The organism is Myxacorys sp., from assembly GCF_059501405.1.
Map to the genome: position 1 here is coordinate 79,334 of NZ_JCACCM010000108.1, position 26,703 is coordinate 106,036.

The following is a 26,703-nucleotide window of genomic DNA, read 5'->3' on the forward strand; positions in this document are numbered from 1 at the left end:
TTGACGAGTCGATGGACTGCATTGGCTAGGGAAGATACTGAATTGACGAGTCGATGGACTGCATTGGCTAGGGAAGATACTGAATTGACGAGTCGATAGAACGAATTGCTTAGGGAAGATACCCAATCGAGGGATGGATGAATTGAACGGACAGGACGATTAGCATTGCCGGAGCCTCCCAAGAAGTGCTTCCCTACTCTTGCTTTCCCCCATTCGAGAGATCTTCTGGAGCATTTGTCACAACGATTGATTGATTTGGTATAAGTATTTTCATAATGTTTTCATTTTTATGCAGCTATGCTAATTTTTGGAAAGTGAAAGAATCGTGAAAAATATGGAGAGGAAGTTTAGCCATACCCAGCAGTCCGCCGTCACGCAAGGCTCCTGCACCGTGTTATTGGGGTTGTTGCTCGGACTCTGGTTGGGCGGATGTACTTCCCAAACTGCACCCCCTCAGCAGAACGCAGCCGCCAACTCTCAATCGCCTAGGAGTCCAGCCCAGCAACAGAAAAAAGTGATTTTGACGACCTTTACTGTGCTGGCAGACATGGTTCGGAATGTGGCTGGTGATAGGGCGATCGTTGAATCTTTGACTAAACCAGGCGCTGAAATTCACGACTATGAGCCGACTCCCAGCGATTTGGCAAAAGCACAAGATGTCGATTTGATTCTGGATAACGGATTAGGGCTAGAGCGTTGGGCAGAACGATTTTATGGCAATGTTAAGGATGTGCCGCACGTCACTCTCACAGCAGGCATTCAACTGATATCGATCGCAGAAGGAGCGTACCAGAGCCAACCCAATCCCCATGCCTGGATGTCGCCTCAGAATGCGTTGATCTACGTGGAAAATATTCGCAAAGCCTTGGTTGAGCTAGATCCTAAAAATGCGGCAACTTACAACGCCAATGCCTCAGCTTACAGCGACCAAATCAAGGCAATCGACCAAACCCTGCGAAAAAACCTGGCGGTGCTGCCAGAGAACAACCGCTATATGGTTACGTGTGAGGGCGCATTTTCCTATCTGACCCGTGATTATGGCATGAAAGAGCTTTACCTATGGGCAGTGAACTCAGACCAGGAAGGAACCCCGAAACAAGTTAGCCAAGTGGTGGATGCGGTGAAAGCTAATCAGATTCCGGTCGTATTTTGCGAAAGCACGGTCAACAACGGCGCTCAAAAGCAGGTTGCCAGTGAAACAAATGCGAAGTTTGGGGGGATCTTTTATGTGGACTCCTTATCAGACATGAATGGGGATGCGCCCACCTATTTGAAACTGTTGGAATATAACGTGACCACGCTGATAAATGGGCTACAAGGCAAGTCGTGATGATGGCAGGAAAGAAAAAATGAAATCGATCAGCATCGACGTTGAAAATCTCACGGTTGCCTACAATGGCAAAGTTGCGCTGCATGAAGCAACGGTGCAGCTTTCCTCTAGCTCTATTAGCGGATTAGTCGGCATGAACGGCAGCGGTAAATCAACCCTGTTCAAAGCCATTATGGGGTTTATTACACCGCGATCGGGGAGGGTGCTAATTAATGGACTGCCAGTTCGTCATGTGCAAAAGCAAAGCCTGATTGCCTATGTACCCCAGTCGGAAGAAGTCGATTGGAATTTTCCAGTAAGCGTGTCGGATGTGGTAATGATGGGGCGCTACGGGTATATGAATCTGCTACGGATTCCCCGGACTCGCGATCGCCGCATTGTTGCCGAAAGTCTAGCGCGAGTTCAAATGACCGAATTCAAAGATCGGCAAATCGGTGAACTCTCAGGCGGTCAGAAAAAACGGGCGTTCTTGGCACGGGCATTGGCGCAGCAGGGCAAGATTTTGTTGTTAGATGAGCCGTTCACTGGAGTCGATGTCAAAACTGAAAAGGCAATGGTTGACTTGCTCATTGAACTGCGCGATCAGGGACATACGATTTTGATCTCGACCCATGACCTGGCTTCGATCGAAACCTTTTGTGATCAGGTCGTGTTAGTCAATAAAACGATTTTGGCGTACGGTTCTACAGCAGACGTGTTTACAGAAGAGAACCTAACGCGCACGTTTGGTGGGGTGATGCCGCATCAGCTGAGAAAACAGAACTAGGAAATCAAGTTATGGATATGCAATCCGTCTGGCAGTGGTTTGTTGCCCCATTGCAGTATGAGTTCATGGTGAAGGCTGTGGTTGTCAGCGCAATGGTAGGGCTAGTTTGTGCCGTGTTGTCTTGCTATATGACGCTCAAAGGTTGGGCGCTGATGGGCGATGCCGTCTCTCATGCCGTTATGCCCGGAGTGGTGCTTGCCTATATTCTTAACATCCCATTTGCGATCGGTGCATTTGTGTTTGGCTTGAGTTCTGTGCTAGCGATCGGCTTTATCAAGTCTAAAACCCGTATTAAAGAAGACACGGTAATTGGGCTAGTGTTTACAGGATTCTTTGCACTGGGATTAGTCTTAGTTTCTAAAAGTCCAAGTAACATCGACTTACAGCACATTTTGTTTGGCAACGTATTAGGAATTCCCGATCGTGACATTGTTCAAACTGCAATCGTTAGCTTAATTACACTGGCAATCATTCTAGTGTTGAGAAAGGATCTATTGCTGTTTTGTTTTGATCCCACTCATGCCCGATCGATTGGACTCAATGTTACCGCTCTGAATTACACGTTTCTAACGCTGCTGTCATTGACGATCGTAGCGGCTTTGCAAACCGTCGGCATTATTCTAGTTGTGGCAATGCTGGTGACACCCGGAGCCGTTGGCTACTTGCTCAGCGATCGCTTTGACCATATGACCTGGATTGCGATCGCCTCTGGGGTGTTCTCAAGCGTAGTGGGCACCTATATCAGCTATCACATCGATGGCTCAACAGGCGGATGTATTGTGGTGCTACAAACCTTGTTATTTGTGATTGCGATGATTTTTGCACCCAAACACGGATTGCTAGTGAGATCTAGCAAGCGATTAAACGAATCCCCGTGATTCAGCAGTTCAGCCCAATTATATTTCAACCCATTATTTAAGAGGTAAGGAACCAACCACGCCGCACCTCCTATCAAGGTTGACCAGAGCGATAAGCTGTAGTTAGCAAAATTTAGCCAGGGGGGCAAAACCTAAACTAGAGACAAGATAACCTCCCAGGTATGATCAAACTCTATGTTCGATCGCAGTCGTCGGAATTTGGCCTACTGGTTTGCCCTATCGATGGGCAGCATTCTCGTTGTCTTTGCTGGAATTGGCTATTATCTCATCGTCCAAGAGCAGTTGAGCAGTTTAGATGAAACGCTGTATAAACGCACATTAGCGATCGCGATGGGACGTAACCAAGGAGACGCTCAATGGAACCCGCAAGATCTCCCGTTTCTCAAGAATCAACCCGCTCTAAGCGGTGAGGTTGCTTATATTCGCTGGTACAACGCTCAAGGACAATTGGTGAAATTTACGGGGACGCCAGGCACCCCGCGTCCGGCTCTGTTTCAGGGATATCAGACCTTTACCTCAAGGCCCAACGGTTCTCAAAACGAATGGTTGAGAGCCTTGACGCTGCCGATTCGCCAAAATGCTCGACTAGTGGGCTATCTTCAGGTGGCAACCTCTCTGACTCCACTGCGACGGAGCTTAAATCAAACCCGATTTTTTCTGATTTTTGGGGTTCCAGCGGCGTTTGCTACGATCGGGGCGACTGGATGGTTTCTCGGTGGATTGGCACTGCAACCCACCCGCCGATCGTATGACCAGCTTCAGCGATTCACCGCCGACGCATCTCATGAATTGCGTGCCCCGATCGCAGCCGTGTTAAGCAATGCCCAAGTCGGACTGATGCCTCCCCAAGATCCGCAGGAGCAACAGTTTCGACTAGAACAAATTGTTGACATTACAAAATCGATGAGTACGCTGGTGAGCAATCTGCTTTTTCTGGCACGCCATGACGGTCTTGACCCCGATCGACTGACTACGATTGATTTGGTTGAACTCCTGCGATCGCGCGGAGCTTCGCGAGGCGAATCGCTGCTCTCTGACTTAGCGCTGCAAGCGATCGAACGATCGCTCCATCTGGTAGCTCAGCTGCCCGAACACCCAATTTATCTCAATGCCGATGCCGAATTGCTCAAGCAAGCGATCGTCAATTTGCTCAGCAACGCGCTCAAATACACGCCTGCCGGAGGCACGATTTATCTGCGGGGGTTGACTCAAGCGGGACAAGCTGTGATTCAGGTTGAAGACACGGGAATCGGAATTCCTGCCGCCGACTTGCCCCATATTTTTGAGCGCTTTTACAGAGTTGATGTCGCGCGATCGCGGCAGACGGGAGGCTTTGGGCTGGGGTTAGCGATCGCCCACCAAATTATCCAAGCTCATCGAGGACGCATTAGTGTAACCAGCGTGGTCGGGCAAGGCTCCACGTTTCAAATTGAACTTCCGCTAAAGCCTAAAGCTAGAAGGTGACATTTCTTTGTCACAATTGCTTGTCACACTAAATATATCTTCCTTACAGCCTGGCTACGGAAGACAGATCAGCAACGGATCAGCATTGCAGTGGGTGAGGATTATATCGGTGATGTTATGTCAACGCTTCAGTCATTTCAAGGATAAACGGTGATCAGATCTGCATCCAAACGATTCAAACAACGTTTACGTCTGAGCTTACAGATTGCCCTAGCGACCACCTTTGTTTCTCTCTCAACTGCTTGTGTCAGTGCTTCTAATCGAGTTGCAGAAGGAATTTCTCCCATTGCAAACGCAGAGGCTCAAGAGAGCAGCGGGGCAGATGCAACGGTTCAAGCTTTGGTCAAGTTAGGCCCACGGGTAGCGGGGACACCAGCTAACGAAAAAGCCAGTCAATACCTGATCGAGGAGTATCGCAAAGCAGGCTATCAAACCCAAGTCCAACCCTTTACTTACGCTAAGTTCCAAGATTTGGGATCGAGCGTGACTGTGGGCGGAACAAGGTTTGAAGGACAGGCGCTTAACGGCTCGATTGCAGGTAAATTGACCGCTCCGTTAGTCGCCATTCCCAATGCCGGGCGACCCGCAGATTTTGCCAATCAGCCCGTCAAAGGTCGCCTTGCGATCGTACGACGCGGCGAAATTCCATTTACTCAGAAAGCCGAGAATGCGGCTAAAGCAGGCGCAGTTGGCTTAATTGTTGTCAACAACGAAGCAGGAACGCTGCGCGGAACCCTGACGGGTACTCCGACCATTCCAGTGGTGTCGCTCTCAAGAGAGCAGGGCAATGATTTAATCGATCGCGCTCAAGCTACACCCACAACCGTAAATCTAACGGTCAATGCAGAACGGCGCACCGTCACCGGACGCAACATCATTGCCTATCTTGATGGCGTGACTCAACCGCAGGTACTAGTCGGAGGACACTACGATTCCGTAGCCGGTTCGCCTGGAGCCAATGATAATGCCTCTGGAACAGCCGTTGTTCTCGCAATGGCGCGTCGGATGGCAAATATGCCCCAAGCTCGTCAAGCGTGGTTTGTCGCGTTTGATGGTGAGGAAGATGGACTGCGAGGATCACGGGCTTTTGTGGAAGCGGCTCAGCCTCAGTTTCTATCAGGACTCAAGGCAATGCTCAATTTTGATATGGTTGGCGTTAATGAGCAACTTCAGCTGGGAGGTTCGCCGTCACTGACTGCGATTAGCGCTGCTCAAATTCCAGGCAGCACCAAATCTAAATCTTCAATCCCACAGTCGGTCGTGAATGGAGGCAGCGATCATGCATCCTTTGCTGCGAAAAATGTGCCAGTTCTATTCTTCTACCGGGGCAGTGACCCGAACTACCACACACCAAACGACAAAGTAATAGACTCAAAATTGCTGACTGAGACAACGCAAACAGCAACAGATATTGTGCAGCAGATTCTCAAGTTAGATTAAGCGTTAGCAACGTTTGAGAATCCCATTTTGCTCAAAGATCTTGCATCTATCAACCGCATCAAAATCTTAATAGTTTGTGCAACATGCTTATGAACGCTAGTTACACAAATAGAATTACGTCAGCAATGGCAGTGAATATTAGTCTGCTTCAATTCACGTTATTGAACTACACCAATGTCTAATCATTTCCTGAAAAAGTCGTTTGCTTCTCTCTCTTTGGTTTCTGTCGGGGCAGTCAGTGCTTTGGTCGGGGCGAACTTAACACCAATTCAGCTTCAGCCTCAGCTCGCGTTTAGCGCTGAACGCGATGTAAGAATCGCTCAAGTTCCTGCCGTTAGCGTTGGGCAAACTGATGATAATTTCATTTCTGCTGCCGTTGAAAAAACCGGAGCCGCCGTGGTGCGAATCAACTCTTCGCGCAGTCGCTCCAGCAATTTGAGGCAAGGGAGCGTTCAAGGCACAGGGTCAGGATTTATTACCCGGTCAGATGGCTTGGTTATGACTAACGCTCATGTCGTGGAGGGCGCAGATCGAGTCACTGTCACGTTGAAAGATGGACGTGAATTTACAGGGCAAGTCCTTGGAGCCGATCGCCGAACCGATGTCGCGATCGTCAAAATTGGAGCGACCAATTTACCGACAGTCAGTTTAGGCAACTCTGACCAAGCCAAGCCAGGAGAATGGGCGATCGCGATTGGCAACCCGCTAGGACTTGATAATACGGTCACGGTTGGCATCATTAGTGCCACCGATCGCTCAGGTAGCGCGATCGGGGCGAATCGGCGAGTTAACTATATTCAAACTGATGCCGCCATTAACCCAGGTAATTCTGGCGGACCGTTGCTCAATCAGCGCGGACAAGTTGTTGGCATCAATACAGCGATTCTGCGAGGCGCACAAGGCTTAGGGTTTGCTATTCCGATCAATCGCGCTCAGGAAGTTGCCGCCCAGTTGATGGCTCAAGCAAGCTCTGCTTCGGTCTTTGGAAATCAATAAACTTTTTGCGGATTGCTGACGCGACGAATTAGCGCACGCTGCCTTAACTGCCTTGATAAGTATTGTCGATGGCAACACTAACAGGACGTGAGTTCGACGAGCTTTTTCACTTCGTTGACAGCGGCTTCTATCCTCTAAATCTCCCAGAATGGGGAACTTCAAGCCAAAACTCCCGGTTCAAAGTCCCCCAATTTTGGGGGACTTAGGGGGCTTCCCGAATTTATAATCGGAGCGAACTACTTCTGTCGAACTGACGTTAACAGGGGTAAACGGTAGCGTGCGGTTCCTTCGGAGTTGCGCCTTGCGCTAATCGCATCAGCAACACCAAACTAAATCGGAACAGCAAAATAATCTTTGATCCAAACACCAACTCATAAAATCCGCATTTTCTAAGGCTGCATCCAGAACAGATGATCCTATACAAATAGAACGCAACACAACGGAATTTCTATGAACCGCGATCCTTCGGAGCTTGGCTCTGCCAATCGCGTAATAAATAGCAATAAATAATTGTCTAACAATTTAGCGAAATAGATAAATTCAATACATTTTTTTCTCACATTAGATCTTACTGTTGCAACAACAAATCAATAGTCAGCCTCTAGGGTTCCGACTCAATCTATCCAAATTTGAGTGACTGGTCCGAGAGAGGCAAGCTAGTTAGAAGTTTTGCAACAAAGCTTACTTACAGCTACACGGCGGGACAAAAGCCCGGGAGGAATGAGAAACCTAGTAGACAAAGGTTCCTCATGACTTCTGGGTTTTTGTTGTTTAAAGCTGTTTGTGAGTGTTGAGATGAGCAAACCTGTTTTAGGTGTTTCGCTTTCGGTTCTAAACTCGGTTGAGTTGAATAAAGAGAGCCTGACGGTGATGAATTCTATAGCAAGAGTCCGACAAAAAGTGCATCGAGACACAAGTTGCCTGGACTTTATTCTGTAGTGCCTGTAACAGTTGCGATCGCATATTGTCTGTTACACCCAGTAAATGATCAGGCAGTACATCCCCTTTCTCAGCCACAACCGCTTCCGATTCTAGCCGTCCGTCACTCATTCCGCATTCTGGTAAAGACAATTTTATGAGACGATCCTTCATTACTAGCGTTGCTCTTTTTCTGGTTGGGTTAACGCTAACCGTCAGTTGCGCTAATCCTGCCTCTACAATTAAAACCAATACTGGGCAAGGCTCCACTGATGGCGGCGCGGCGGGTCGTGCTCGGTTAGGCTATAGCGCGTGGCCCGGTTGGTTTCCCTGGAAAGTGGCTGAAGATCAGAAGTTTTTTGCGGCCAACAACGTTCCAGTCGAACTCAAGTGGTTTGATGGTTATCTAGAGTCGATTAATACGCTGACGGCTCAACAGATTGACGCAAATAGCCAAACCTTGAATGACACGGTTAGTTCACTAGCGGGCGGAGCCGATCAAGTGGTGGTGCTGGTCAACGACAATTCTACAGGAAATGACAAAATCATCGTCCGTGAAGGAATTAATACGATCGCCGATTTGAAAGGGAAGAAAGTGGCGGCAGAAGAAGGCGCAGTCGATCATTTCCTGCTGCTCCTGGGACTGAAAAAAGAAGGAATGTCACCGAGTGATATTCAATTTGTGCCGCTAGAAACTGGAAAAGCGGCTGCCGCATTTGTGGGAGGGCAAGTTGATGCAGTTGCGGTGTTTGCGCCCTTCACAACACAAGCGCTCAAGCGTCCGGGTAGTAAAGAACTCTTTAGCTCTAAAGACTTTCCAGGAGCGATTCCAGATCACCTCGTTGTCTCCCGCAAGTTTCTCAACGAGCATCCCGATCGGATTCAGTCGATGGTGAATTCGTGGTTTGCCACGCTGGACTACATTCAAAAGAACTCGACCCAAGCGATCGACATCATGGCAAAGCGGGCAGGGGTTACCGTCGCCGAATACCAAGACTACGCCAAAGGCACGAAGATTTTTACGCTTGAGGAAAATCTGAAAGCCTTTCAGCCAGGAAACGATATGAGTTCGTTGTCTTACGCGGCAGCTCAAATGGCAGACTTTCTACAAGAAGTCGGACTCGCGAAACAAAAGCCTGATCTGAGCAAAATGTTCGACGATCGCTTTGTCAAAGCTTATGCAGCTAAGGCAAAGACCTAACGCTTGATCTTTCCTTGCGTCAGCCTTGTCGCAAGTCATCCTTCACCCCTCGTCTTTCCATGAGCCATACCGAACCCGTCGACCGGTCTACAAAATCTCTCGGTTCAACTGTTTTCTGGCGACTTGCCGAAGATATTCCCAGACCTCTCCAAACGGGGTTGATGATTGCCTCAATCGCGGTGCCGTTGCTCTTGTGGTGGTTGCTCACCACGTTTGGCAGCATTGATCCGACGTTTCTCCCGTCGCCTGCCAACGTGATTACGGCGTTTGGTAGGTTGTGGAGTACAGGCGAACTGCTGCAAGATACCGTAGCGAGTCTGTGGCGGGTTGGGGTTGGCTTTTTCATGGCTGTCTTGTGCTCTATTCCTGTTGGGGTGTTGATGGGTAGTTTTGCCAGCATTCGTGCCCTTTTGGAGCCGTTGTTTGGCTTGGTTCGCTATATGCCTGCGCCTGCGTTTATTCCGCTCCTCATTCTCTATTTAGGCATTGGCGAAGAACCGAAAATTACCCTAATTTTTATTGGTGTTTTCTTTTTCAACTCCCTGATGGTGATGGATACGGTTAAATTTGTGCCGAAAGATTTAATCGAGGCGACTTACACCTTAGGAGGAAACCGACTGCAAACCTTGCTCCAGGTAATTTTTCCTCATGTGCTTCCTGGCATTCTCGATGCCAGTCGGATCAACTTAGCAGCGGCGTGGCAGTTAGTCATTGTGTCTGAGCTAATTGCAGCAACAGAAGGCTTAGGGCGACGAATCAGCGTGGCGGGTCGCTTTCTCAGAACAGATGAGATTTTTGTGGGTCTGATTGTAATTGGAGTGATCGGCTTAATATTCGATTTGTTCTTTCAGTATTTGCTGCGGGTGAGTTGCCGTTGGGCGGCCCAAAAGCGCTAACGTTACTCGTTCTCACTTGACTGATGTAACGCTATTCAGATGTACTGCTATCCAAGGTTTAACCTATGTTTCTAGAGATCAACAATCTGCACAAGCATTTCAATACTAAAACCGGAAATCTCGTGGTTCTGAAAGACATCAACATGGAGATTCAGCGCGGGGAGTTTATCTGTGCAGTGGGTGCGTCGGGGTCAGGTAAGTCTACGCTGTTGCGGCAAATTGCGGGGCTAGACCAACCCACGAGCGGAGAAGTTAAGGTTGATGGCGAAGTGATAACTGGACCTGGACCCGATCGCGGCATGGTATTTCAGCATTACACGCTGTTTCCGTGGATGACGGTGCAGCAGAATACTGAGTTTGGACTAAAGCTGCAACGACTGTCGAAAAAAGAGCGGCGTGAGAAAGCCAGCACCTACTTAGAAGTGGTGGGTCTCTCTAAGTTTGCGAAGTCGTTGCCGAGTGAGTTATCTGGCGGGATGAAACAACGGGTTGCGATCGCGCGTGCCTTAGCCTCCGAACCGAAGGTACTGCTGCTAGATGAACCGTTTGGCGCGTTGGATGTTCATACTAAGGAATTGATGCATCAGTTCATGCTCGAACTGTGGGAACGCACGCATCTCACGGTGTTCATGATTACCCACGATGTCGAAGAAGCGGTTTTCCTCTCGAATCGCATCTATGCGTTGGGCGCTCGTCCGGGTACGGTGCGGCGAGAGATGTCGATTAAGTTACCAGAGCGCACTCAGCATGTTAAACGCAACTCTACATTTCATGATTACCGAGATGAACTGATGGAGATAATGCGAGGACACGGACAAGAAGCGTTAATTGCGGCTTAGAAAGATGAGTTACGGATGAGACAGATTGCTAAGGAACCGCGATTGCGGCAATGGAAGTGTTATGGCTTAAATTGCCGTTGTCGTTGCACTCCTTGCTTGCTGCTCTGCTCATCCAGCGCTGTGATGTTCTTACGCATAGGATCTGTCGCCTAGCAATTTCTAAGTGGGTATGACCTGCTCTCATGCAAGTCATTAGCAAATTTGCAGTTGATGTTAGGAGCGCAGAATCCGCAGATTTCTTGTATCGCCTGAATGAAGGTGCGCTGGTTTAGTCAGTATTTGCGCTGAAAAAATTACAAAAACAAGTCCATTAAGAACAGATCAATGTTGATTTGTTCTTGATCAACATTGATCAAGAACAAATCAACATTGATCAAGAACAGATTAATGTACTTCGATAACATAAATAAAAGCATCAGTTCTTACCGAATAAACATAGGTTATTAATGCATGTTGTTTCGTTCTTAGTGCGGGTTGTTTTGTTCTTAGTGCGATCACATTAAGAACAAATGGAGGTTGATCAAGAACAAAACCTGCGATTAACGCCACGGCATAACTTCGCAGGAGCCGAGTGAAGTGAGTTAGAAGGATCTATAGTCCAGTTGCCTTGATATAGAAATGCTTTATCTTGTCAATTCGGACAAAATGAAGCTGTAGCTACTACTTTGGCATTTTTGAGAGAAAAGCTGATTATGCCGTTCTATAGCGTCGATCACACGTTGTGACAGTGTTTCGAGAAGCCTCAGTGGTCGTTTGAGACTACGTTACCTTGGTGGAGATATTGTAATCTGCCGCAATCAGTAGTCCTAAGTTATGGAAGTTCGAGCCGAGAAACCAGAAGATGTAGAAGCTGTTCGCAGAGTCAATGTTGCGGCATTTGGGCGAGAGAGTGAGGCGAAGCTAGTCGATCAGTTGCGAGATGTTGCCTCTACGTTTTCCTTCGTTGCTGTTGAATCCGAGCAAATTGTTGGACACGTTTTCTTTAGTCCAGTTGCGATCGCAGGGGAATGTGCTGACGATTTACTTGTTTTGGGACTCGCACCAGTAGCAGTGCTACCCGGCTATCAGCGACAAGGAATTGGGACATTGCTGATTCGGCATGGTTTGGCAGAGTGTGCCCGGCTAGGATGCAAAGCCGTTGTTGTGCTGGGGTATCCAGAATACTATCCGCGATTTGGGTTTACTCCGGCTAAGGAGAAGGGATTAGGATGTGAGTACGCAGTGCCAGATGATGTGTTTATGGTGTTGGAGTTGGAAAGCGGTGCATTGCAGGGTTGTGTTGGAACGGTAAAATATCGGTCGGAGTTCAACCAACTTGAGTAGTGCGCTAGAGCCGTTATTTGAATGAATCAGCAATTTGGAGCTTTGAGAGTGAACTTGCCTGACTATTCCTGCGATCGCTCTACCGATGAAAATTTGCTGAATTTTGTGGTTTCTTCGGAGTTGCACTTTGCGCTAATCGTTGGCAAATCATTGCTACCTGCCTTGATTAGTAAGCCTTATGACCAGCAACCGTGATAGGCTAAGCCCCGGCTTTACGTCCATATATTATGACAGCACGAACTATTCAATCGATTTACACTGATGGTGCATGTTCTGGCAATCCAGGCCCAGGTGGCTGGGGAACTGTGGTTTACTTTACCGATGGCTCTGTTCAAGAATTAGGTGGGGCGGAGCGAGAAACCACCAACAACCGAATGGAAATGCAAGCCGCGATCGCAGCCCTGCAATTCCTGGCCGAGTCTGAACAAACCGAGCCAATAATTCTTTACACCGATAGCGAATACGTCAAGAACGGTATCACCAAATGGATTGGCGGCTGGAAAAAGAAAGGATGGAAGACATCCACTGGAAAACCTGTGCTGAATCAGGAATTATGGGAGAAGCTAGACCAACTCAATTCCCGTCAAGTTGAGTGGCGCTACGTTCGAGGACATTCGGGCGATGTCGGAAACGAGCGATGCGACGCGATCGCTCGTGCCTTCTCTTTAGGTAGAATGCCCGAATTAAAAACCGTCGATTCTTATAAACAGGGTTCTATTGTAGATATGGCTGATACTCAACTCTCCCAAACGGTTCCTTTAGAAGACGGCAAGTCCAGCGACATTTCAGAAAACATTCCCCGCGAAGTCCGAGTTGCTAACCTCCGCAACTTAGTGGATATGCTGCACATGGCAGAAGAAATCGCGGCTAAAGGCTATTTGATCACGAGTTCCGAACTTGCGGATTTGATGGACATCAACGCGAGTGCGGTTACGAGTCGGGGCGATAACTGGGTGTGGCGCAATTGGGTCGTATCGAGAGTGCGTAGAGAAGGAAATCAGATTTTGTGGCAATTAGAACGAGTCGATTAAATTCTCAATCTTACCCATTCAAAACGGTAGAGACGTGCCGTAGCGCGCTTCTACCGTTTGCTATGCTCTTTACTCATCGGGGTCGATGATAGTGGCTCAAGAATTTGTGCAATCGCTAACTCTTAGCTTGCGCTTCCCCCTACACCAGAATTGATAGTTCTATCGTCCGCTCCAGACTTGCGATGCCAGCTTCCATCGTCGCTCCGAACAAATCCTCCTTTTACGCTGTTCCAAGCCATCTGCATAGCAGCTTCACGGCTCAAACCATCGTTCTGACCGTTCTTGAACGCTGCCATAAACACTTGATCAGAACCATCCATGAGCTTATCGGTAATTTCAGAAGGCAATTTGTCTGCGCCTTCCTCATCTACGTCGTCGCGCTTTGCTGCTTGCACGTCTGCTGAGGTCTGGGGCTTCGCTAAATCAGCTTGATCAACTTCATCGCCTTGTTTGTTTACAAGCTCTAGCTGTTTTTCATTGGCGTCAAGCTGAGGATTGGCATTTACCAGTTCATCCCCTTTCTCTTGTTGGCTACTAACATCAATGTTTGGATCAGATGGCATAATTAATAACTCCTAAAAATTTTTAACTGAGAACAGCATAATCAGGAGCAAGTTACTAGCCATCTTGCCTAAAGTAGGATTGATTCTCTACCTTCGTGTAGAGATCAAATTTCAGCCAAAATACCACCCGATCGAGGCGGCAAACTGAGTGTTAAGCGATCGTCGGCCCATTCCATTGATACAGGGCCATAAAGGATTTTATTCGGTCGAGACTTTAACTCTATTTTCGAAACATCTAGATGGGCTTTTACCTCAGATGTACCAATGTTAACGGCGACTATAATCTCTTCAGCGTCAAGCCGTCGCGCAAACACGTAGGTTGTTCCTTCAGCATACAAAACTCTATAGTCTCCTGTTCGCAAAGCAGGATGAGCATGACGCAGCGCAATTAATTGTCGATGGCACTCATAAATCTCATAATCCCAATTTGTTTCTAGGGGAAAGCCACGCCGCGAATCTGGATCGATCGCGCCAGGTAATCCAACTTCATCGCCGTAGTAGATGCTGGGCGCACCTGGAAAGGTGAGAAGTAAAAGAGTAGAGAGTTCAACACTAGCGCGATCGCCATCTGCGATCGTCGCTAAGCGGGCTGTGTCATGACTTGCTAGTAGATTCAGTTGCGTTAGCTGAATTTCCCAAGGATACAGGTTGAGCAACTCTTGAATTTTAGAAGCATATTCTGCGGCAAACAGGGGCGGGTAGGGCTGATAATCACGGCTTTGAACCTGTTCCATGACTACGCGATCGCCAGCTGCAAATGCGATCGTTGGTCCTGCAAACAGATAATTCATCACCCCATCAAACTGCGTCCCGTCAAGCCATTCTCGCGAGTCGTGCCACACTTCGCCTACGATATAGGCGTCAGGATTGATTGCCTTGACGCGATCGCGAAACTCCTGCCAAAATCCCGGCGTTTTCACCTCAAATGGCACATCCAACCGCCAACCATCAATGCCTAATTTAATCCAATACTCAGCAATCTCCATGATGTACTCTCGCACTTCAGGATTGTCGTGATTGAACACAGGCAACGCTCGATTGTCTGCCCAACCTTCGTAGTTTGCAGGGTACTCCCCGTTGTAAGGATTAACAGGAAATTGGTGGATTCTAAACCAATCGACCCAAGGCGAATGAGGACCGTTTTCCAGCACATCGTGAAAGAAGAAAAAGCCACGACTCGAATGATTGAACACGCCATCGAGGACAACTTTGATATCGCGCTGATGGGCGGCTGCTAACAGGTCTTTAAATGCTTCATTCCCGCCTAATAGCGGATCGACTGTGTAATAGTCGTGGGTGTGGTATCGGTGGTTACTTGCCGACTGAAAAATCGGGGTGAAATAAATCGCTGTAATTCCTAAGTCTTGAAGGTAGTCAAGCTTTTCAATCACACCCCAAAGGTCGCCGCCTTTATAGCCTTGTAGAGTTGGCATCGCGTGCCAATCTTCCCAACGGGCAGCTTCGAGCAATCGCTTATGAGGTTCTTGGCTCCGAGCAAAGCGATCGGGGAAAATTTGATAGAAGACGGCGTGCTTGACCCAATCCGGTGTTTGAATATGCATAACTACTTTCTGTACCTTCCTTGCCTACGGTACTGATCCCCACCGCGATCGCAGTCTAACTCTCGATAGAAAAGTATTTTAGATAGTTAAGTTTTTACCGTCTCAAGACAGATTGTGTTCAAACCCAGATTTGTTTAGCTTTGTATTATTCTACAAAAGCGCAAAAGCGTAGCATATAATACAGATATATACGTTCATCTTCAGTAAGCACGCGCTGAACGAGACGGAAGTAAGGAGTTCTCCTGAAGGAACGCGCCTCACAACCTAACCCACGCTACTTTTCTCCCAGAGGCGACTATGAAGCTAATTTATCGCGGTTCTACCTACGAATACGACCCGACCCAACCCAGGCGCACAGACAGCGATCGATTCGAGAACGTTCGAGAGCCGTTCACCCTAACCTATCGTGGAAGCGTTTACCGGCTCGATCCCCATCAGCAGCCCGCTCCAGCTACTTATCAACCTCGCTCAGCCTACCAGTTAACCTACCGAGGCAGCACTTACCAAGTGCAGCCAAACGGAGAGCGGACGACAGCGACACGCCCGATTAAACCAACTAAAAGTGTTAAAACGCCGCTCACGGTGTCTGCGATCGCTTTATCTAGGAATCTATCAAGGGTTCACCAGGCTAACCTAGAGCGCAATCTGCAACGCCGCATTCAAAGCGCCCAAGAGAAAGGGGATAATGCGCTGTTAGCTTTGCTAGAAGCGGAGCAACGTCAGCTTGTCTAAGGTTTTAAAAAATCCATACACTCTAAGGGACGTTCGACTGAACGTCCCTTTTTTTAGTTGAAGTTGGTGCTGATTCGTTCACACAATTGGTTGACAAGACTTAGAGTGATTAGAGTGAAAGGAATTGAAGTTGCGCTTCAAAGGAACGACCCATGAGCCTAACTGCAAAAGAATTTGCAGATCTTCTGCCTGATGCTACTCACCTTGAAAGCGACGAGCCAGAAATGGAATCATCTGTGCATTACGCCCAACTGGCGTTACTTGTGGCGTGTCTAGAGTTTCTCTGGCAAGATCGCTCAGACTTCTTTATTGGTGCAAACCTTACCGTTTACTTTAGTCGCCAACAACTCCGAAATCGAGAGTTTCGAGGACCTGACTTCTTCTTGGTCAAATCCACTGAACGACGCCATCGAAACTCGTGGGTCGTGTGGGAAGAAGACGGTAAATATCCCAATATCATCATTGAGCTACTGTCACCGACAACAGAAGACACTGACCGTACACTGAAGAAATTGCTTTATCAAGACCGTTTCCGTACCCCGGAATATTTCTGGTTCTCGCCCACTACGCTTGAGTTCGTAGGATTGCGCTTAGATGGGCATGAATATCAAGAAATTCCACTGGATGAGAAGGGTTGGCGCTGGAGTGAAGAACTTCAACTGTTTCTGGGGGTGAAAAATAATCAACTCCGCTACTTCGCTCCAAATGGAAGTCTAGTTCCAACACCAGACGAATCAGCAAATCAAGCACGACAACGCGCAGAGGAAGAACGACAACGCGCAGATCGATTCGCTGAACGGCTACGATCGCTGGGCATCAACCCTGACGAAATCGCCTAAGCTCCGCCTTCCGAACCCGTTGCTTGTTTTTGCTGCTGATACATCTCTTTGAATTTGCGCTGTTGCACGGCGTGATCGATGATTGGTTTTGGATAGCCTGCGCGATCGCGCTCATTTTGATCAATTTTTCCAGAAATCAAGTTCTCCGTTTCAACCTGCCGCAATTCGGGTAGCCATTCCCGTATATATTCACCATCCGGGTCGAATTTCTTCGCTTGGCTCGCCGGATTGAAAATTCGCAAGGGTTTTGGGTCCATGCCGCTCGATGTACTCCACTGCCAGCCACCATTATTGGCTGACACATCGCCATCATAGAGCCGTTGCATAAAATATTTCTCACCCAAGCGGTAATCGACGACCAGATCTTTAGTCAGAAAGCTGGCAACAATCATGCGGCACCGATTGTGCATCCAGGCGGTTTCATTCATCTGACGCATTGCTGCATCCACGATCGGGTATCCAGTTTTTCCCTCGCACCAGGCTTGGAAGTATTTCTCGTTGTTCTCCCACGGGAAAGTTTTTAATACTTCTCGGTACGCGCCTTCCTCTAATTCTGGGAAAAAATACAGTGCGTGTTGATAGAATTCTCGCCACGCGATCTCCTGACGCCACACGCGGATATTTTCTTTTGTTTCGTCGCTGCGGCTTTGTTTCGCGGCATCGACCGTCGCCGCCCAAACTGTGCGGACGCCGATCACACCAAATTTGAGGGCAGCGCTCAAAAGAGAGGTTCCAGGCTGAGCGGGATAATTGCGCTGGTCTCGGTACTCCGCGATCGCTTGAGAACAAAATTCGTCTAATCGCTCTTGTGCTGCCTGTTCTCCGGGAGCAAGCATGAGGGGATTGTCCCAACCAAAGCCCAGTTCTTTAGCCGTGGGCAGTGCAATTATCCCTACTGTTTTTGCCGCTTCTAGTTCGCGCTCCGATAATCCTTCTATCTGCGCTAAATCGGGAACGGGTTCCGCTTTCGGTTTGCTACTCCAATTTTTCCAAAACGGTGAATACACCGTGTAGGGCGAACCGGAACCCGACTGAATCTCTTCGGGCGAGTGAAGCAGTTGATCCCAGCAGGTTTTAACGTCAATTTTGGCGGCGTTGAGGGCAGAGATCACGGCGCGATCGCGCTCGTGAGCATAGGGCTCAACATCCCAATTGAAAAACACGGTTTTTGCACCTAACGCCGTTGCTAGTGCAGGGATAGCTTGACGCGGATCGGCGTTGAGAATCAGCAGTTGACCGCCGACTTGGGCATAGCGCTCTTGTAGCGATCGCACGCTGCCAATCATATAGGTCACGCGGGCAGGCGCAACATCATCGCGATTCAGAATGCCTGGATCAAGGCAAAACACACTGACGACTTTGGGGCTGCGCTGTCGCGCCATTGCTAGCCCAAGATTGTCTGAAATTCGCAGATCGCGGCGATGCCAAAACAAAACTAAATCAGACATACTAGGCTAGAGATCATAGGGCGAGCAGTTCCTTTACCCTAGCAAATTCTGCTTTGTTGACATCTACGAACTGCCTAATAAGATTGGACGTGCCAGCATAAAGCTCGAAATCGATTTCGAGTCGATCAAATCGCCTGCATAGATTGCTTTCTCGACTTCTTGGGGCGTCATCAACACAGTCTGAATATCTTCGTCCTCGTCCTGTTCTGGCGGATGCTCCAAAAGCTGCAAATCCTGAGCTAGAAAGGCATAAATCACCTCGTCAGAATAGCCTGGAGCCAAGAAAAACTCTCCCAACTTTTGCCACTGGTTGCCCCGATATCCGGTTTCTTCTTCGATCTCGCGTTGGATGGTTTCTAGGGGGTTCTCGCCTATTTCCACAGTTCCAGCGGGAAACTCTAGTAATCGTCCTTGCACGAGAAAGCGGTATTGATTGACCAAAACAAGCTTGCCCTCAGAGGTGACTGGAATCACCAATGCGCCGCCGGGATGACGAATACATTCCCAGTCGCCCTCAGATTGATTGGGCAAACGGAGTCGATTGACTTCAAAGTCGAATTTGCGCCCTTTGTAGGTGAGGCGGTGTTCGAGGAGTTGGGGTGGTTCTGAACCCAAGGGCATTAGATTTAGGGAGTGGGTGTCGGGAATCGTTGAACGTCGGAGGTGTCGATCGCGCCTGCCAATTCTAAAATTGAGCGCTGCGATCGCGGCTCAATCCAGTTGGGGGCAATCTCGGCAAGGGGAACGAGGACAAACGCCCGTTCATTCATCCGAGGATGGGGAACCTGCAAATCAGGAGTTTGCAGAATCACATCATCAAATAAGAGTAGGTCTAAGTCAAGGGTACGTGCGCCCCAACGTTCGCGGCGTTCGCGACCAAATTCAGTTTCAATCGTGAAGAGTGCGGCAAGTAAGGCGTGAGGAGTGAGCGTTGTTTGAAGCAAGGCACAGCCGTTGAGATAGTCGGGCTGGGGCGGCCCAATGGGTTTGGTTTTGTACCACTGCGATCGCGCCTCCACTCGGATTCCTGATGTTTGGTTCAATGCTTCTAAAGCAGATTCTAAAATGGTGTAAGAATCGCCTAAATTGCTACCAAGGGCGATCAGCGCCTGACTCAATGGTGGAGAAACTGCGCGTTGTGCCATAGCTTCGGAAATATTTTATAGTCAACTTAATCTGCATTCTGGGAGAGCGCAATGGGAAATACAACATTCACGGTCACCGATGAAGAACTGATGCTCATGAGTTCTAAAAACCCGGAATTGCGATTTGAGCAAAATGCAGATGGGACAATTGTTGCAATGGCTCCAACAGGCGGAATTTCAAGCAATCGAGAAGCAAAAGCAGGTGCTTACCTGCTGATTTGGGTTGAAGATCACGATTTAGGAGATGTCTTCAGTTCAAGTGGTGGCTTTCGGCTGGCAAATGGGGCGCTTCGTTCCCCCGATGCTGCGTTTGTTGCCAAGGGGCGACTCGCTGACAATTGGGATGAGGAAGAAGATAAGTTCATTCCATTAGCACCTGACTTTGTAATTGAGATCCGCTCTAAATCTGATTCCCTCGAAGTCTTGCAAGAAAAGATGCAAGAGTATATCGAAAATGGCGTTCGGTTGGGATGGCTAGTCGATCGTCAGCATCGTTGTGCCTATGCTTATCGTGTCGATCGCTCGATTACTCAATACCCTGCTGATGCGATGTTGAGCGGCGAAGATGTGGTTCCAGGGTTTACGATCGCATTAAAGAAGCTGCTTTAACGAATATGGATCGCCCGATTTATCTCGATTGTCATGCCACTACGCCCGCTGACGATCGCGTTCTAGCCGCGATGTTGCCCTACTTCACAACATATTTTGGCAATGCCTCTAGTGTAGGTCACGCATACGGATGGGAAGCTGAAGCCGCGATCGCACAGGCACGAGAGATTTTAGCTGCTGCCATTGGTGCAACTCCAGAAGAAATTATCTTCACTAGCGGTGCAACGGAAGCAAATAATTTAGCAATCAAAGGGGTTGCAGAATCGTATTTCAGTCGAGGAAGACACATCATCACGCTGCAAACAGAACATAACGCTGTTCTTGATCCGTGTCGCTATTTAGCATCGCTTGGGTTTGAAATTACCTTTCTGCCAGTTCAAGCTGATGGGTTGATTGATTTAGATACGCTAGAAAAAGCTTTGCGAGACGACACCATTCTAGTTTCTGCCATGGCAGCGAATAACGAAATTGGAGTGTTGCAGCCGCTTGCAGAGATTGGAGCGTTGTGCCGCGATCGCAATGTTCTCTTTCACACAGATGCCGCGCAAGCGATCGGTAAAATTCCGCTCGACGTGGAAGCGATGAAGATCGATCTGATGTCGCTTACGGCTCACAAAGTTTATGGGTCGAAAGGGATTGGAGCGTTGTACGTGCGTCGCAGAAATCCACGTGTGCAGATCGCTCCCCAGTTCCACGGCGGCGGGCAAGAACGAGGACTACGAGCCGGAACGCTCTCTACTCCGCTCATTGTTGGATTGGGTAAAGCGGTTGAAATTGCGCTGAAAGAGATGTCAGCAGAATCAGCGCGAATTCAAGGATTGCGCGATCGCATGTGGCAAACTCTTCAATCGGTAGAAGGCATTCATCTTAACGGTCATTCGACTCAACGATTGCCCGGCAATCTTAATGTGAGTGTTGAAGGTGTGGATGGGCAAGCATTGTTATTAGCATTGCAGCCAGTGATTGCAGTGTCATCTGGTTCTGCATGTACGTCAGCAAAGATTGCACCATCCCACGTATTACAAGCACTGGGATTACCAGATGTGTTGGCGTATGCATCGCTGCGATTTGGAATTGGCCGATTTAATACTGAAGAAGAGTGCGATCGCGCTGCCCACTGCGTCATTGATGTGGTTCAGTCTCTCCGCGATCGATAATTACCGTCCATCTCAACGCAGTACTAAGCTGCGACCTCAACATAGGCGGATGAGGTCGTAGGTTGTGGAATTTCTAAACCCTCCAACTTCAAACCATCAAGGTGGAACGCCATCGCTTCATGCATATTCTGTTCGACTTCTTCACGGGTTGCCCCAGTCGAGACACACCCAAGGAGGTCAGGAGAATAAGCAGAATATCCAGTTTCTGTTTTCTCAATGATGATAAGGTACTGCATTATTTCAAACCCGCTTGCTTCAAGATGCTATCCAACGTTCCTGGAGCTAAATTATCACCTGGTTTTCCGGGTACAGTCACTAGACCTGGCTTGTCTAGGATATTTGCATTGACGGTGACTACCTCGTGTCCGAGCCAAATACCAACCCTCTTGCTCAATCAGTTTGATGACGTCCCTCACCTTCATCTCTTAAGCTTAGGGGAGGACAGAGACTTGTCAACGCAAGCCCTCGTAGGTCATGGTTTGTAGTGCGTCTGAGCAAATGCCTTTGTCGAGATTCAAATGCATGTATCAAGATCACGCGATCGCGAATCGAGTTTTGCGTTTCCCTAACTCGATTCGCTCAATTCCACATCGAGTTTGCACAAAATTTTCCTTGATACAGCATCGCGTTATTGAGTTCGTGGCATCGCTTTCTTAGAAACAGCATCGCGTTATCGAGTTCACGCAAAAATTTTCTTGATACAGCATCGCGTTATCGAGTTTTGCGATCGCACTTCTCAATACAGCATCGCGTTATCGAGTTTGCAACATTGCTTCCTTGATACAGCATCCCGATACTCGATAACAAGCTTATGCAGAGCTTACAGAGCGATCGTTCCTTTATACGAAATTCCTATTCCGTCAACACCTCTTCTAATTTGTTTTGCTCCCACAGCGATCGATACAATCCTGGTTCTGCCAACAACTCGCTGTGAGTCCCGATTTGCACAATTCGACCTTGATCCATCACAAAAATTCGATCGGTCATTGCCGCCGCCGAAAGCTGATGCGAAATAAACACAACCGTTTTTCGCATCGTTCCTTCTGACAAATTCTTAAGGATTTGCGTAGCGGTTTGATTGTCCACACTCGACAGGGCATCATCCAAAATCAAAATCGGGCTGTCAACAAGTAAAGCTCTCGCTAATGCCGTTCGTTGGCGCTGCCCGCCCGAAAGCGTAATGCCACGCTCTCCCACAATCGTGTCATAGTGGTGCGGAAAGTTCAAAATCTCGCTGTGAATTTGAGCTGTCTTTGCCGCATATTCAACATCACTTTGATCCGCAAACGGTTGACCGTAGCGGATATTATTTTGAATAGTGGTGCTAAACAGAAAACTTTCTTGAGGAACGTAAGCGATCGCGCCTCTCAAATCTTCTAATCGCAGTTGGGTAATGTCATAGCTATCCACAAACAGTTCACCCGGAGCAATATCCAACAATCGGGGTAATGCATTCGCCAACGTCGATTTTCCTGATCCAATTGGGCCGACGATCGCAATTGTTTCTCCAGGCAAAATCGTAAAATTGAGATGATCTAACGCAGGTGTCTCCGCTTTCGGATATCGGAATGTTAAATCTTGGGCGGTCAGCTTTCCCTTCACTTGGTCGATCGCTAACGGAATTGCATTCGGAGCATCCTGAATCTCAGGTTCAACACCCAAAATTGCCTCAATTCGGTCAATACTGACTTCGCCCCGTTGGTACGCTGTAATTGTAAATCCAAGCAACGCCGTCGGAAACGCTAGACGCTCCACAAAAATCAATAGCGCGATGAAACTTCCAACTGTAATTTCGCCCCGGGCGATCGCGCCCCCGCCAAACCACAGCAAAATCAACGCACTGCCGTAGCCCATCGCCGTCAAGATTGGAAACAACAAATTGCGAGTCAGCGCTAATCTGAGATTTGCCTTCAGCAGTCCGCGATTCACCTCTCCAAACGCTCGCCTTTCATTCTCCTCCTGAGCGTAAATCTTAATCAGCGCCATCCCGCTCATGTCTTCTTGAATCAATTCACTCAACCCTGAAAGCTCTTCTTGCACATTCAACTGCTGCGATCGCAGACGATGACTAAAAAGATTCACCAGAATCAACATGAACGGATACACTGAAAGCGCCAAAAGACTGAGCTTCGCATCAATCAAAAACATGGCAGGCAACGTCAGAGCATAGGCAAAAAAAGTATTTGCCAAACTCAAAACGGCAAAGCCAACCAACCGCCGAATATTTTCTACATCGCTCGTGGCGCGACTAATCAAGTCTCCCACCGCATTTGCTGCAAAATAAGCGGGTTCCTGCCTCAGCAAATGATTAAAAATCTTTTGTTTAAGATCAAACTCAACCTGACGCCCAACCCCAAACAACAGCACGCGAGACGCCATGCGGACAAACCACATCACCGTCGCTAACACCAAAATCAGGACGACATAAGACAGAATTTGATCAAAGCGGAAGGTAATGCCCAACGTATCGATCGCGCTTTTGATCTGAAGCGGAATATAAATGCCGATCCCGTTAACAATTAAAAGTGCAGCAATACCCGCGGTGGTTGACCGCCAATGGGGACGAAGGTAGTTCCCTAATTTTCTTAGTCGTGATGCTCGCGCCATAGTCAGCCGTCAGTCATGGATCGGAAACCCTCTCATCGTAACGCTAATCCTCAAAACACTAATCCTGAAAGCACGATCGCGACGAAAAGATGGGCTTCGTCGCGATCGCGCCTATTCTAGAGAATCTGAGTCTTATTCGAGAGACCTTTCTTATTCGAGAGACCTTAAAGTGCCCTCACTGGTCGAATCCATCCCCTCAAAAAGTAATAGATTGAAGTAAGGTACTCGTTAATGACTTTAGAACTCAATTCAAGGGCGTCCACACTCGGCAAAATATCCGATAGTTGGATGTTTCGTAAATCTCCTCCCTGAACTCGATTTCGGAGTGCCTCTCCACTAGGAACCGTGTAGAAGTCTGTCGGTCGAGGCAGCACAGAGAACGCTCCCTCCCGTTGATTAGCAAATTCTTGTCTAAACGTTAGCGCCGCACGCGGCATCTGCAATGCAGACGTAACCACTGTAATCTGTCCGTTGTAGTTAACGTTATTGCGCTGAAGCAGATTCCGCACATTCACCGCGCTGTCGTGAACCGTTGGGCTGTTCGGATCTTCTAAGATGTTGGCAACTCCCCGCCCTCGCAAAAACGTTGCTGCATCTCTCGCTTCAGAAACACTTTCTCGGCTTTCGCCAGCTCTGACATTACGCCCCGGTCGAGATCCAGCACTAACGACCACACGGCCGCCTTGCTCCCGCGCCAATTCTGCGGCATAGATCAACCGATTTCCGCGCTCGGTTAGCTGAATTGGCTGGTCAATGAGCAAATTATACGCACTTGCTGAGATGGGTGTAGGTGGCGGAATCAGCCCAGGATTTGTATTTCTCGCACGCGTTGTGCCTGGGGCTGGTAGTCCGGGTCTAAGCTGCAATCGAGTCGTATCTTGCGCTAACACCACAATCACACGCTCCGCTCCGCCAAGTGCCGCCTCTGGAACCAACTGAATATCTTGAATCGCTTCTGCTTCTGCACGTTGCGCCAAAAAATACGACACCGCAGGCAAACTCAGGATCAGCAGAACCGGAACGGCGACCCGAAGCAAAATGACTCCGGTAGACGACAAAGCTTTGCCGCGAATCAAATCTGAAAGGGCAATGAGCAGTAAAATCAGCAGCAATCCCAGGGGCGTAAACGGAACCGAAATCACGCGCCAAATATCTCCAGCGACTCCTTGAGCCGGCGACCCTTGAAAAAACGTGTATACGGCAACTCCAAGTAATAGAAAAAGCACCAGTCCGCCGAGAAATACTCTGGGAAGCAACCGCAGCAAGACATACCAGGCAAAGATTCCAACTACCACCCACAATAGAACCTGGGTTAGCAGCACGAATACATCGGTTACTAATAAAACCATGCTGTAATTCCTTGCGTTGCGGTAAACATCCTCACACCCCGTGCAAATTTAACCATCTATAACCTACAGCCAGCAATCTACTTTGATTAAGACAACTAGAACAGACCCTAGTTTGACTTATCGGATAGAGGCGCAAATTAGCAACGTAAAGGGCTTTCAAGACTAGGATTGTACCGAAGATTGTTGATACATACGCTCTTTTTTTGCAATAAACGTCTATTTTTTCTGAAACTAGATTTCAGAACGCAAAATTTTAGGTAAATCCTTCCTTCCGTTGCATTTAAAATGACTGAGAATTCAGGCAGAATACAAAACTGTGATACTCAGCCGGAACATCATGTTCTGAACCGCGATTTGCCCAAAGCTCAACTTTAGAAGAAACCGTACATCAGGAGATAAATGGATGGAAGTTATTTTGGCAGGGATTGCGTTTTCAGTCATCTTCTTTCTATTGGGTCGCGATCTATTGCAAGGGGGAAAGAAGAAATAAGAGGTTGATAGACATTATTAAGTAAGAATTAATTAAGTGAGATTGATTCCTGACTGTCGTAGCCAAGAATGAAAGGGAAATAGAAGTAGTGTTGGGGGAATAGCGACGTGCAATCAGAAAAATTGACCGTTTTAGTCACTGGAGGAGCCGGATACATTGGCTCTCATGCCGTATTAGCATTGCAGCAAGCTGGCTTTGAAGTTGTTGTGCTTGACAATTTGGTGTATGGACACCGCGACATTGTAGAGAATGTTTTGAAGGTTGAGCTAGTTGAAGGGGATACCAGCGATCGCGCTCTGCTCGACAGCTTATTTGCCTCGCGATCGTTCGCAGCCGTTATGCACTTTGCCGCCTACGCTTATGTTGGTGAGTCTGTCACTGCTCCTGATAAGTACTACCGTAACAATGTGATTGGAACGCTCACCCTCCTAGAAGCAATGGTGGCAGCGTCCATCAAAACCTTTGTGTTCTCCTCAACCTGCGCGACCTACGGCGTTCCCAATCAAGTTCCGATTCCAGAAGACCATCCCCAAAACCCGATCAATCCCTACGGCGCAACAAAACTGATGGTGGAGCGGATCTTGGCAGATTTTGATCCCGCTTATAGTTTCAAGTCCGTTAGCTTTCGGTATTTCAATGCCGCAGGTGCTGACCCAGAAGGCAGACTGGGAGAAGACCACAATCCAGAAACTCACCTGATTCCGTTGGTGTTGTTAACGGCACTGGGTCAGCAAGATGCAATCTCAATTTTTGGTACAGACTATCCAACACCTGATGGCACTTGTATTCGAGACTACATCCATGTAACAGACTTAGCCCAAGCGCACGTCCTTGGTCTGAAGTACCTGCTTAATGGAGGCGATTCTCAAACATTTAATCTAGGAAATGGCAACGGCTTTTCAGTCCGCGAAGTGATTGATACGGCGCGTCAAGTCACCGGGAAGCCTATTCCTGCTGTAGAGCGCGATCGTCGTCCTGGTGATCCTCCGGCTCTAGTTGGCAGTGCGGAAAAAGCTCAAACTGTTTTGGGATGGTCTCCTCAGTACGCCGATTTAACTCAGATTCTGACGCACGCTTGGCAGTGGCATCAGAAACGACATCAATAATGCAACGACATAAT

At 48.3% G+C, this 26,703-nt stretch carries 28 protein-coding genes and 2 riboswitches; of the genes, 17 read left to right on the top strand and 11 right to left on the bottom strand.

The features are described 5' to 3' along the window. The first annotated feature begins 334 nt into the window (after positions 1–334). The 6 genes from AC5I6P_RS13640 to AC5I6P_RS13665 all read left to right on the top strand — a co-directional run bounded on the left by AC5I6P_RS13640 (position 335) and on the right by AC5I6P_RS13665 (position 6,874). Positions 335–1,330 carry a metal ABC transporter substrate-binding protein gene (locus AC5I6P_RS13640; RefSeq protein WP_495694313.1) on the top strand — a complete coding sequence of 332 codons (996 nt, stop codon included), beginning with the start codon at positions 335–337 and terminating at the stop codon, positions 1,328–1,330. A 19-nt stretch (positions 1,331–1,349) separates the two neighbouring features. Next, positions 1,350–2,096 (top strand): metal ABC transporter ATP-binding protein, encoded by a 747-nt coding sequence (locus AC5I6P_RS13645; protein ID WP_495694314.1) that lies wholly within the window; start codon positions 1,350–1,352, stop codon positions 2,094–2,096. Positions 2,097–2,107: 11 nt separating this feature from the next. Further along, a complete protein-coding gene (locus tag AC5I6P_RS13650; protein WP_495694315.1) occupies positions 2,108–2,974 on the top strand; it encodes a metal ABC transporter permease in 867 nt (288 codons plus the stop codon). A 174-nt stretch (positions 2,975–3,148) separates the two neighbouring features. Continuing rightward, positions 3,149–4,438 (top strand): sensor histidine kinase, encoded by a 1,290-nt coding sequence (locus AC5I6P_RS13655; protein ID WP_495694316.1) that lies wholly within the window; start codon positions 3,149–3,151, stop codon positions 4,436–4,438. Between the two features lie 150 nt (positions 4,439–4,588). Next, on the top strand, positions 4,589–5,878 hold the full coding sequence (locus AC5I6P_RS13660) for a M28 family peptidase (protein ID WP_495694317.1): 1,290 nt from the start codon (positions 4,589–4,591) through the stop codon (positions 5,876–5,878). A gap of 174 nt (positions 5,879–6,052) precedes the next feature. Further along, positions 6,053–6,874 (top strand): trypsin-like peptidase domain-containing protein, encoded by an 822-nt coding sequence (locus AC5I6P_RS13665; protein WP_495694318.1) that lies wholly within the window; start codon positions 6,053–6,055, stop codon positions 6,872–6,874. Between the two features lie 590 nt (positions 6,875–7,464). Continuing rightward, positions 7,465–7,594: riboswitch (guanidine-I (ykkC/yxkD leader) on the top strand. A gap of 111 nt (positions 7,595–7,705) precedes the next feature. Here the strand turns inward: AC5I6P_RS13665 and AC5I6P_RS13670 are convergent. After that, positions 7,706–7,924 (bottom strand): hypothetical protein, encoded by a 219-nt coding sequence (locus AC5I6P_RS13670; RefSeq protein WP_495694319.1) that lies wholly within the window; start codon positions 7,922–7,924, stop codon positions 7,706–7,708. 25 nt (positions 7,925–7,949) lie between these two features. On the opposite strand from AC5I6P_RS13670, the gene AC5I6P_RS13675 reads away from it, so the two are divergent. The 6 genes from AC5I6P_RS13675 to rnhA all read left to right on the top strand — a co-directional run bounded on the left by AC5I6P_RS13675 (position 7,950) and on the right by rnhA (position 13,082). Next, positions 7,950–8,993 carry an ABC transporter substrate-binding protein gene (locus AC5I6P_RS13675; protein ID WP_495694320.1) on the top strand — a complete coding sequence of 348 codons (1,044 nt, stop codon included), beginning with the start codon at positions 7,950–7,952 and terminating at the stop codon, positions 8,991–8,993. Positions 8,994–9,052: 59 nt separating this feature from the next. Next, entirely contained in the window at positions 9,053–9,889 is an 837-nt protein-coding gene (locus AC5I6P_RS13680; protein ID WP_495694321.1) for an ABC transporter permease, read from the top strand. 65 nt (positions 9,890–9,954) lie between these two features. Then, complete coding sequence (locus tag AC5I6P_RS13685; protein ID WP_495694322.1) at positions 9,955–10,728, top strand: ABC transporter ATP-binding protein; 774 nt, start codon at positions 9,955–9,957, stop codon at positions 10,726–10,728. Positions 10,729–11,541: 813 nt separating this feature from the next. Next, positions 11,542–12,051 carry a GNAT family N-acetyltransferase gene (locus tag AC5I6P_RS13690; RefSeq protein ID WP_495694323.1) on the top strand — a complete coding sequence of 170 codons (510 nt, stop codon included), beginning with the start codon at positions 11,542–11,544 and terminating at the stop codon, positions 12,049–12,051. Between the two features lie 21 nt (positions 12,052–12,072). Then, the gene (locus AC5I6P_RS13695) at positions 12,073–12,246 is read left to right on the top strand and encodes a hypothetical protein (RefSeq protein WP_495694324.1); all 174 of its coding nucleotides are present in this window, start codon (positions 12,073–12,075) and stop codon (positions 12,244–12,246) included. Between the two features lie 32 nt (positions 12,247–12,278). Further along, entirely contained in the window at positions 12,279–13,082 is an 804-nt protein-coding gene (rnhA, locus tag AC5I6P_RS13700) for a ribonuclease HI (protein WP_495694325.1), read from the top strand. Between the two features lie 122 nt (positions 13,083–13,204). On the opposite strand, the gene AC5I6P_RS13705 is transcribed toward rnhA, so the two are convergent. Both AC5I6P_RS13705 and AC5I6P_RS13710 read right to left on the bottom strand, forming a co-directional pair. Continuing rightward, entirely contained in the window at positions 13,205–13,645 is a 441-nt protein-coding gene (locus AC5I6P_RS13705) for a ChaB family protein (RefSeq protein ID WP_495694326.1), read from the bottom strand. A gap of 104 nt (positions 13,646–13,749) precedes the next feature. Then, complete coding sequence (locus tag AC5I6P_RS13710; protein ID WP_495694327.1) at positions 13,750–15,207, bottom strand: glycoside hydrolase family 13 protein; 1,458 nt, start codon at positions 15,205–15,207, stop codon at positions 13,750–13,752. Between the two features lie 189 nt (positions 15,208–15,396). Beyond that, positions 15,397–15,464: riboswitch (Glutamine riboswitch) on the top strand. Positions 15,465–15,504: 40 nt separating this feature from the next. On the opposite strand from AC5I6P_RS13710, the gene AC5I6P_RS13715 reads away from it, so the two are divergent. Together AC5I6P_RS13715 and AC5I6P_RS13720 are read left to right on the top strand one after the other, a co-directional pair. Next, entirely contained in the window at positions 15,505–15,939 is a 435-nt protein-coding gene (locus AC5I6P_RS13715) for a DUF4278 domain-containing protein (protein ID WP_495694328.1), read from the top strand. A 152-nt stretch (positions 15,940–16,091) separates the two neighbouring features. Beyond that, entirely contained in the window at positions 16,092–16,778 is a 687-nt protein-coding gene (locus AC5I6P_RS13720; protein WP_495694329.1) for a Uma2 family endonuclease, read from the top strand. Here AC5I6P_RS13720 and AC5I6P_RS13725 read toward each other — a convergent pair. The 3 genes from AC5I6P_RS13725 to folK all read right to left on the bottom strand — a co-directional run bounded on the left by AC5I6P_RS13725 (position 16,775) and on the right by folK (position 19,371). Continuing rightward, on the bottom strand, positions 16,775–18,226 hold the full coding sequence (locus AC5I6P_RS13725) for an FAD-binding domain-containing protein (RefSeq protein ID WP_495694330.1): 1,452 nt from the start codon (positions 18,224–18,226) through the stop codon (positions 16,775–16,777). The two genes, AC5I6P_RS13720 and AC5I6P_RS13725, sit on opposite strands and share 4 nt — an antisense overlap. Before the next feature lie 63 nt (positions 18,227–18,289). Then, positions 18,290–18,847 carry an NUDIX hydrolase gene (locus AC5I6P_RS13730; RefSeq protein WP_495694331.1) on the bottom strand — a complete coding sequence of 186 codons (558 nt, stop codon included), beginning with the start codon at positions 18,845–18,847 and terminating at the stop codon, positions 18,290–18,292. A 5-nt stretch (positions 18,848–18,852) separates the two neighbouring features. Further along, a complete protein-coding gene (gene folK, locus AC5I6P_RS13735) occupies positions 18,853–19,371 on the bottom strand; it encodes a 2-amino-4-hydroxy-6-hydroxymethyldihydropteridine diphosphokinase (protein WP_495694332.1) in 519 nt (172 codons plus the stop codon). A 51-nt stretch (positions 19,372–19,422) separates the two neighbouring features. Here folK and AC5I6P_RS13740 point away from each other — a divergent pair, with 51 nt between their 5' ends. Next, entirely contained in the window at positions 19,423–19,980 is a 558-nt protein-coding gene (locus AC5I6P_RS13740; RefSeq protein WP_495694333.1) for a Uma2 family endonuclease, read from the top strand. A 5-nt stretch (positions 19,981–19,985) separates the two neighbouring features. Beyond that, positions 19,986–21,137, top strand: coding sequence for a cysteine desulfurase family protein (locus AC5I6P_RS13745; RefSeq protein ID WP_495694334.1), 1,152 nt, complete (start codon positions 19,986–19,988; stop codon positions 21,135–21,137). A 23-nt stretch (positions 21,138–21,160) separates the two neighbouring features. Here AC5I6P_RS13745 and AC5I6P_RS13750 read toward each other — a convergent pair whose 3' ends face one another. From AC5I6P_RS13750 to AC5I6P_RS13770, 5 genes are all read right to left on the bottom strand, one after another. After that, a complete protein-coding gene (locus AC5I6P_RS13750) occupies positions 21,161–21,373 on the bottom strand; it encodes a type II toxin-antitoxin system HicB family antitoxin (RefSeq protein WP_495694335.1) in 213 nt (70 codons plus the stop codon). Further along, positions 21,373–21,453: a type II toxin-antitoxin system HicA family toxin gene (locus AC5I6P_RS13755; protein ID WP_495694410.1), complete on the bottom strand. Its 81-nt coding sequence runs from the start codon at positions 21,451–21,453 to the stop codon at positions 21,373–21,375. The genes AC5I6P_RS13750 and AC5I6P_RS13755 overlap by 1 nt, the downstream gene beginning before the upstream one ends. Further along, entirely contained in the window at positions 21,428–21,559 is a 132-nt protein-coding gene (locus AC5I6P_RS13760) for a type II toxin-antitoxin system HicA family toxin (protein WP_495694336.1), read from the bottom strand. Before AC5I6P_RS13760 ends, AC5I6P_RS13755 begins: the two co-directional genes overlap by 26 nt. Before the next feature lie 430 nt (positions 21,560–21,989). Further along, positions 21,990–23,744 carry an ABC transporter ATP-binding protein gene (locus AC5I6P_RS13765; protein ID WP_495694337.1) on the bottom strand — a complete coding sequence of 585 codons (1,755 nt, stop codon included), beginning with the start codon at positions 23,742–23,744 and terminating at the stop codon, positions 21,990–21,992. A 164-nt stretch (positions 23,745–23,908) separates the two neighbouring features. After that, positions 23,909–25,093 carry a YdcF family protein gene (locus AC5I6P_RS13770; RefSeq protein WP_495694338.1) on the bottom strand — a complete coding sequence of 395 codons (1,185 nt, stop codon included), beginning with the start codon at positions 25,091–25,093 and terminating at the stop codon, positions 23,909–23,911. 597 nt (positions 25,094–25,690) lie between these two features. Between AC5I6P_RS13770 and galE the strand changes: the two genes are divergently transcribed. Next, entirely contained in the window at positions 25,691–26,689 is a 999-nt protein-coding gene (gene galE, locus AC5I6P_RS13775) for a UDP-glucose 4-epimerase GalE (protein WP_495694339.1), read from the top strand. The last annotated feature ends 14 nt before the right edge of the window (positions 26,690–26,703 follow it).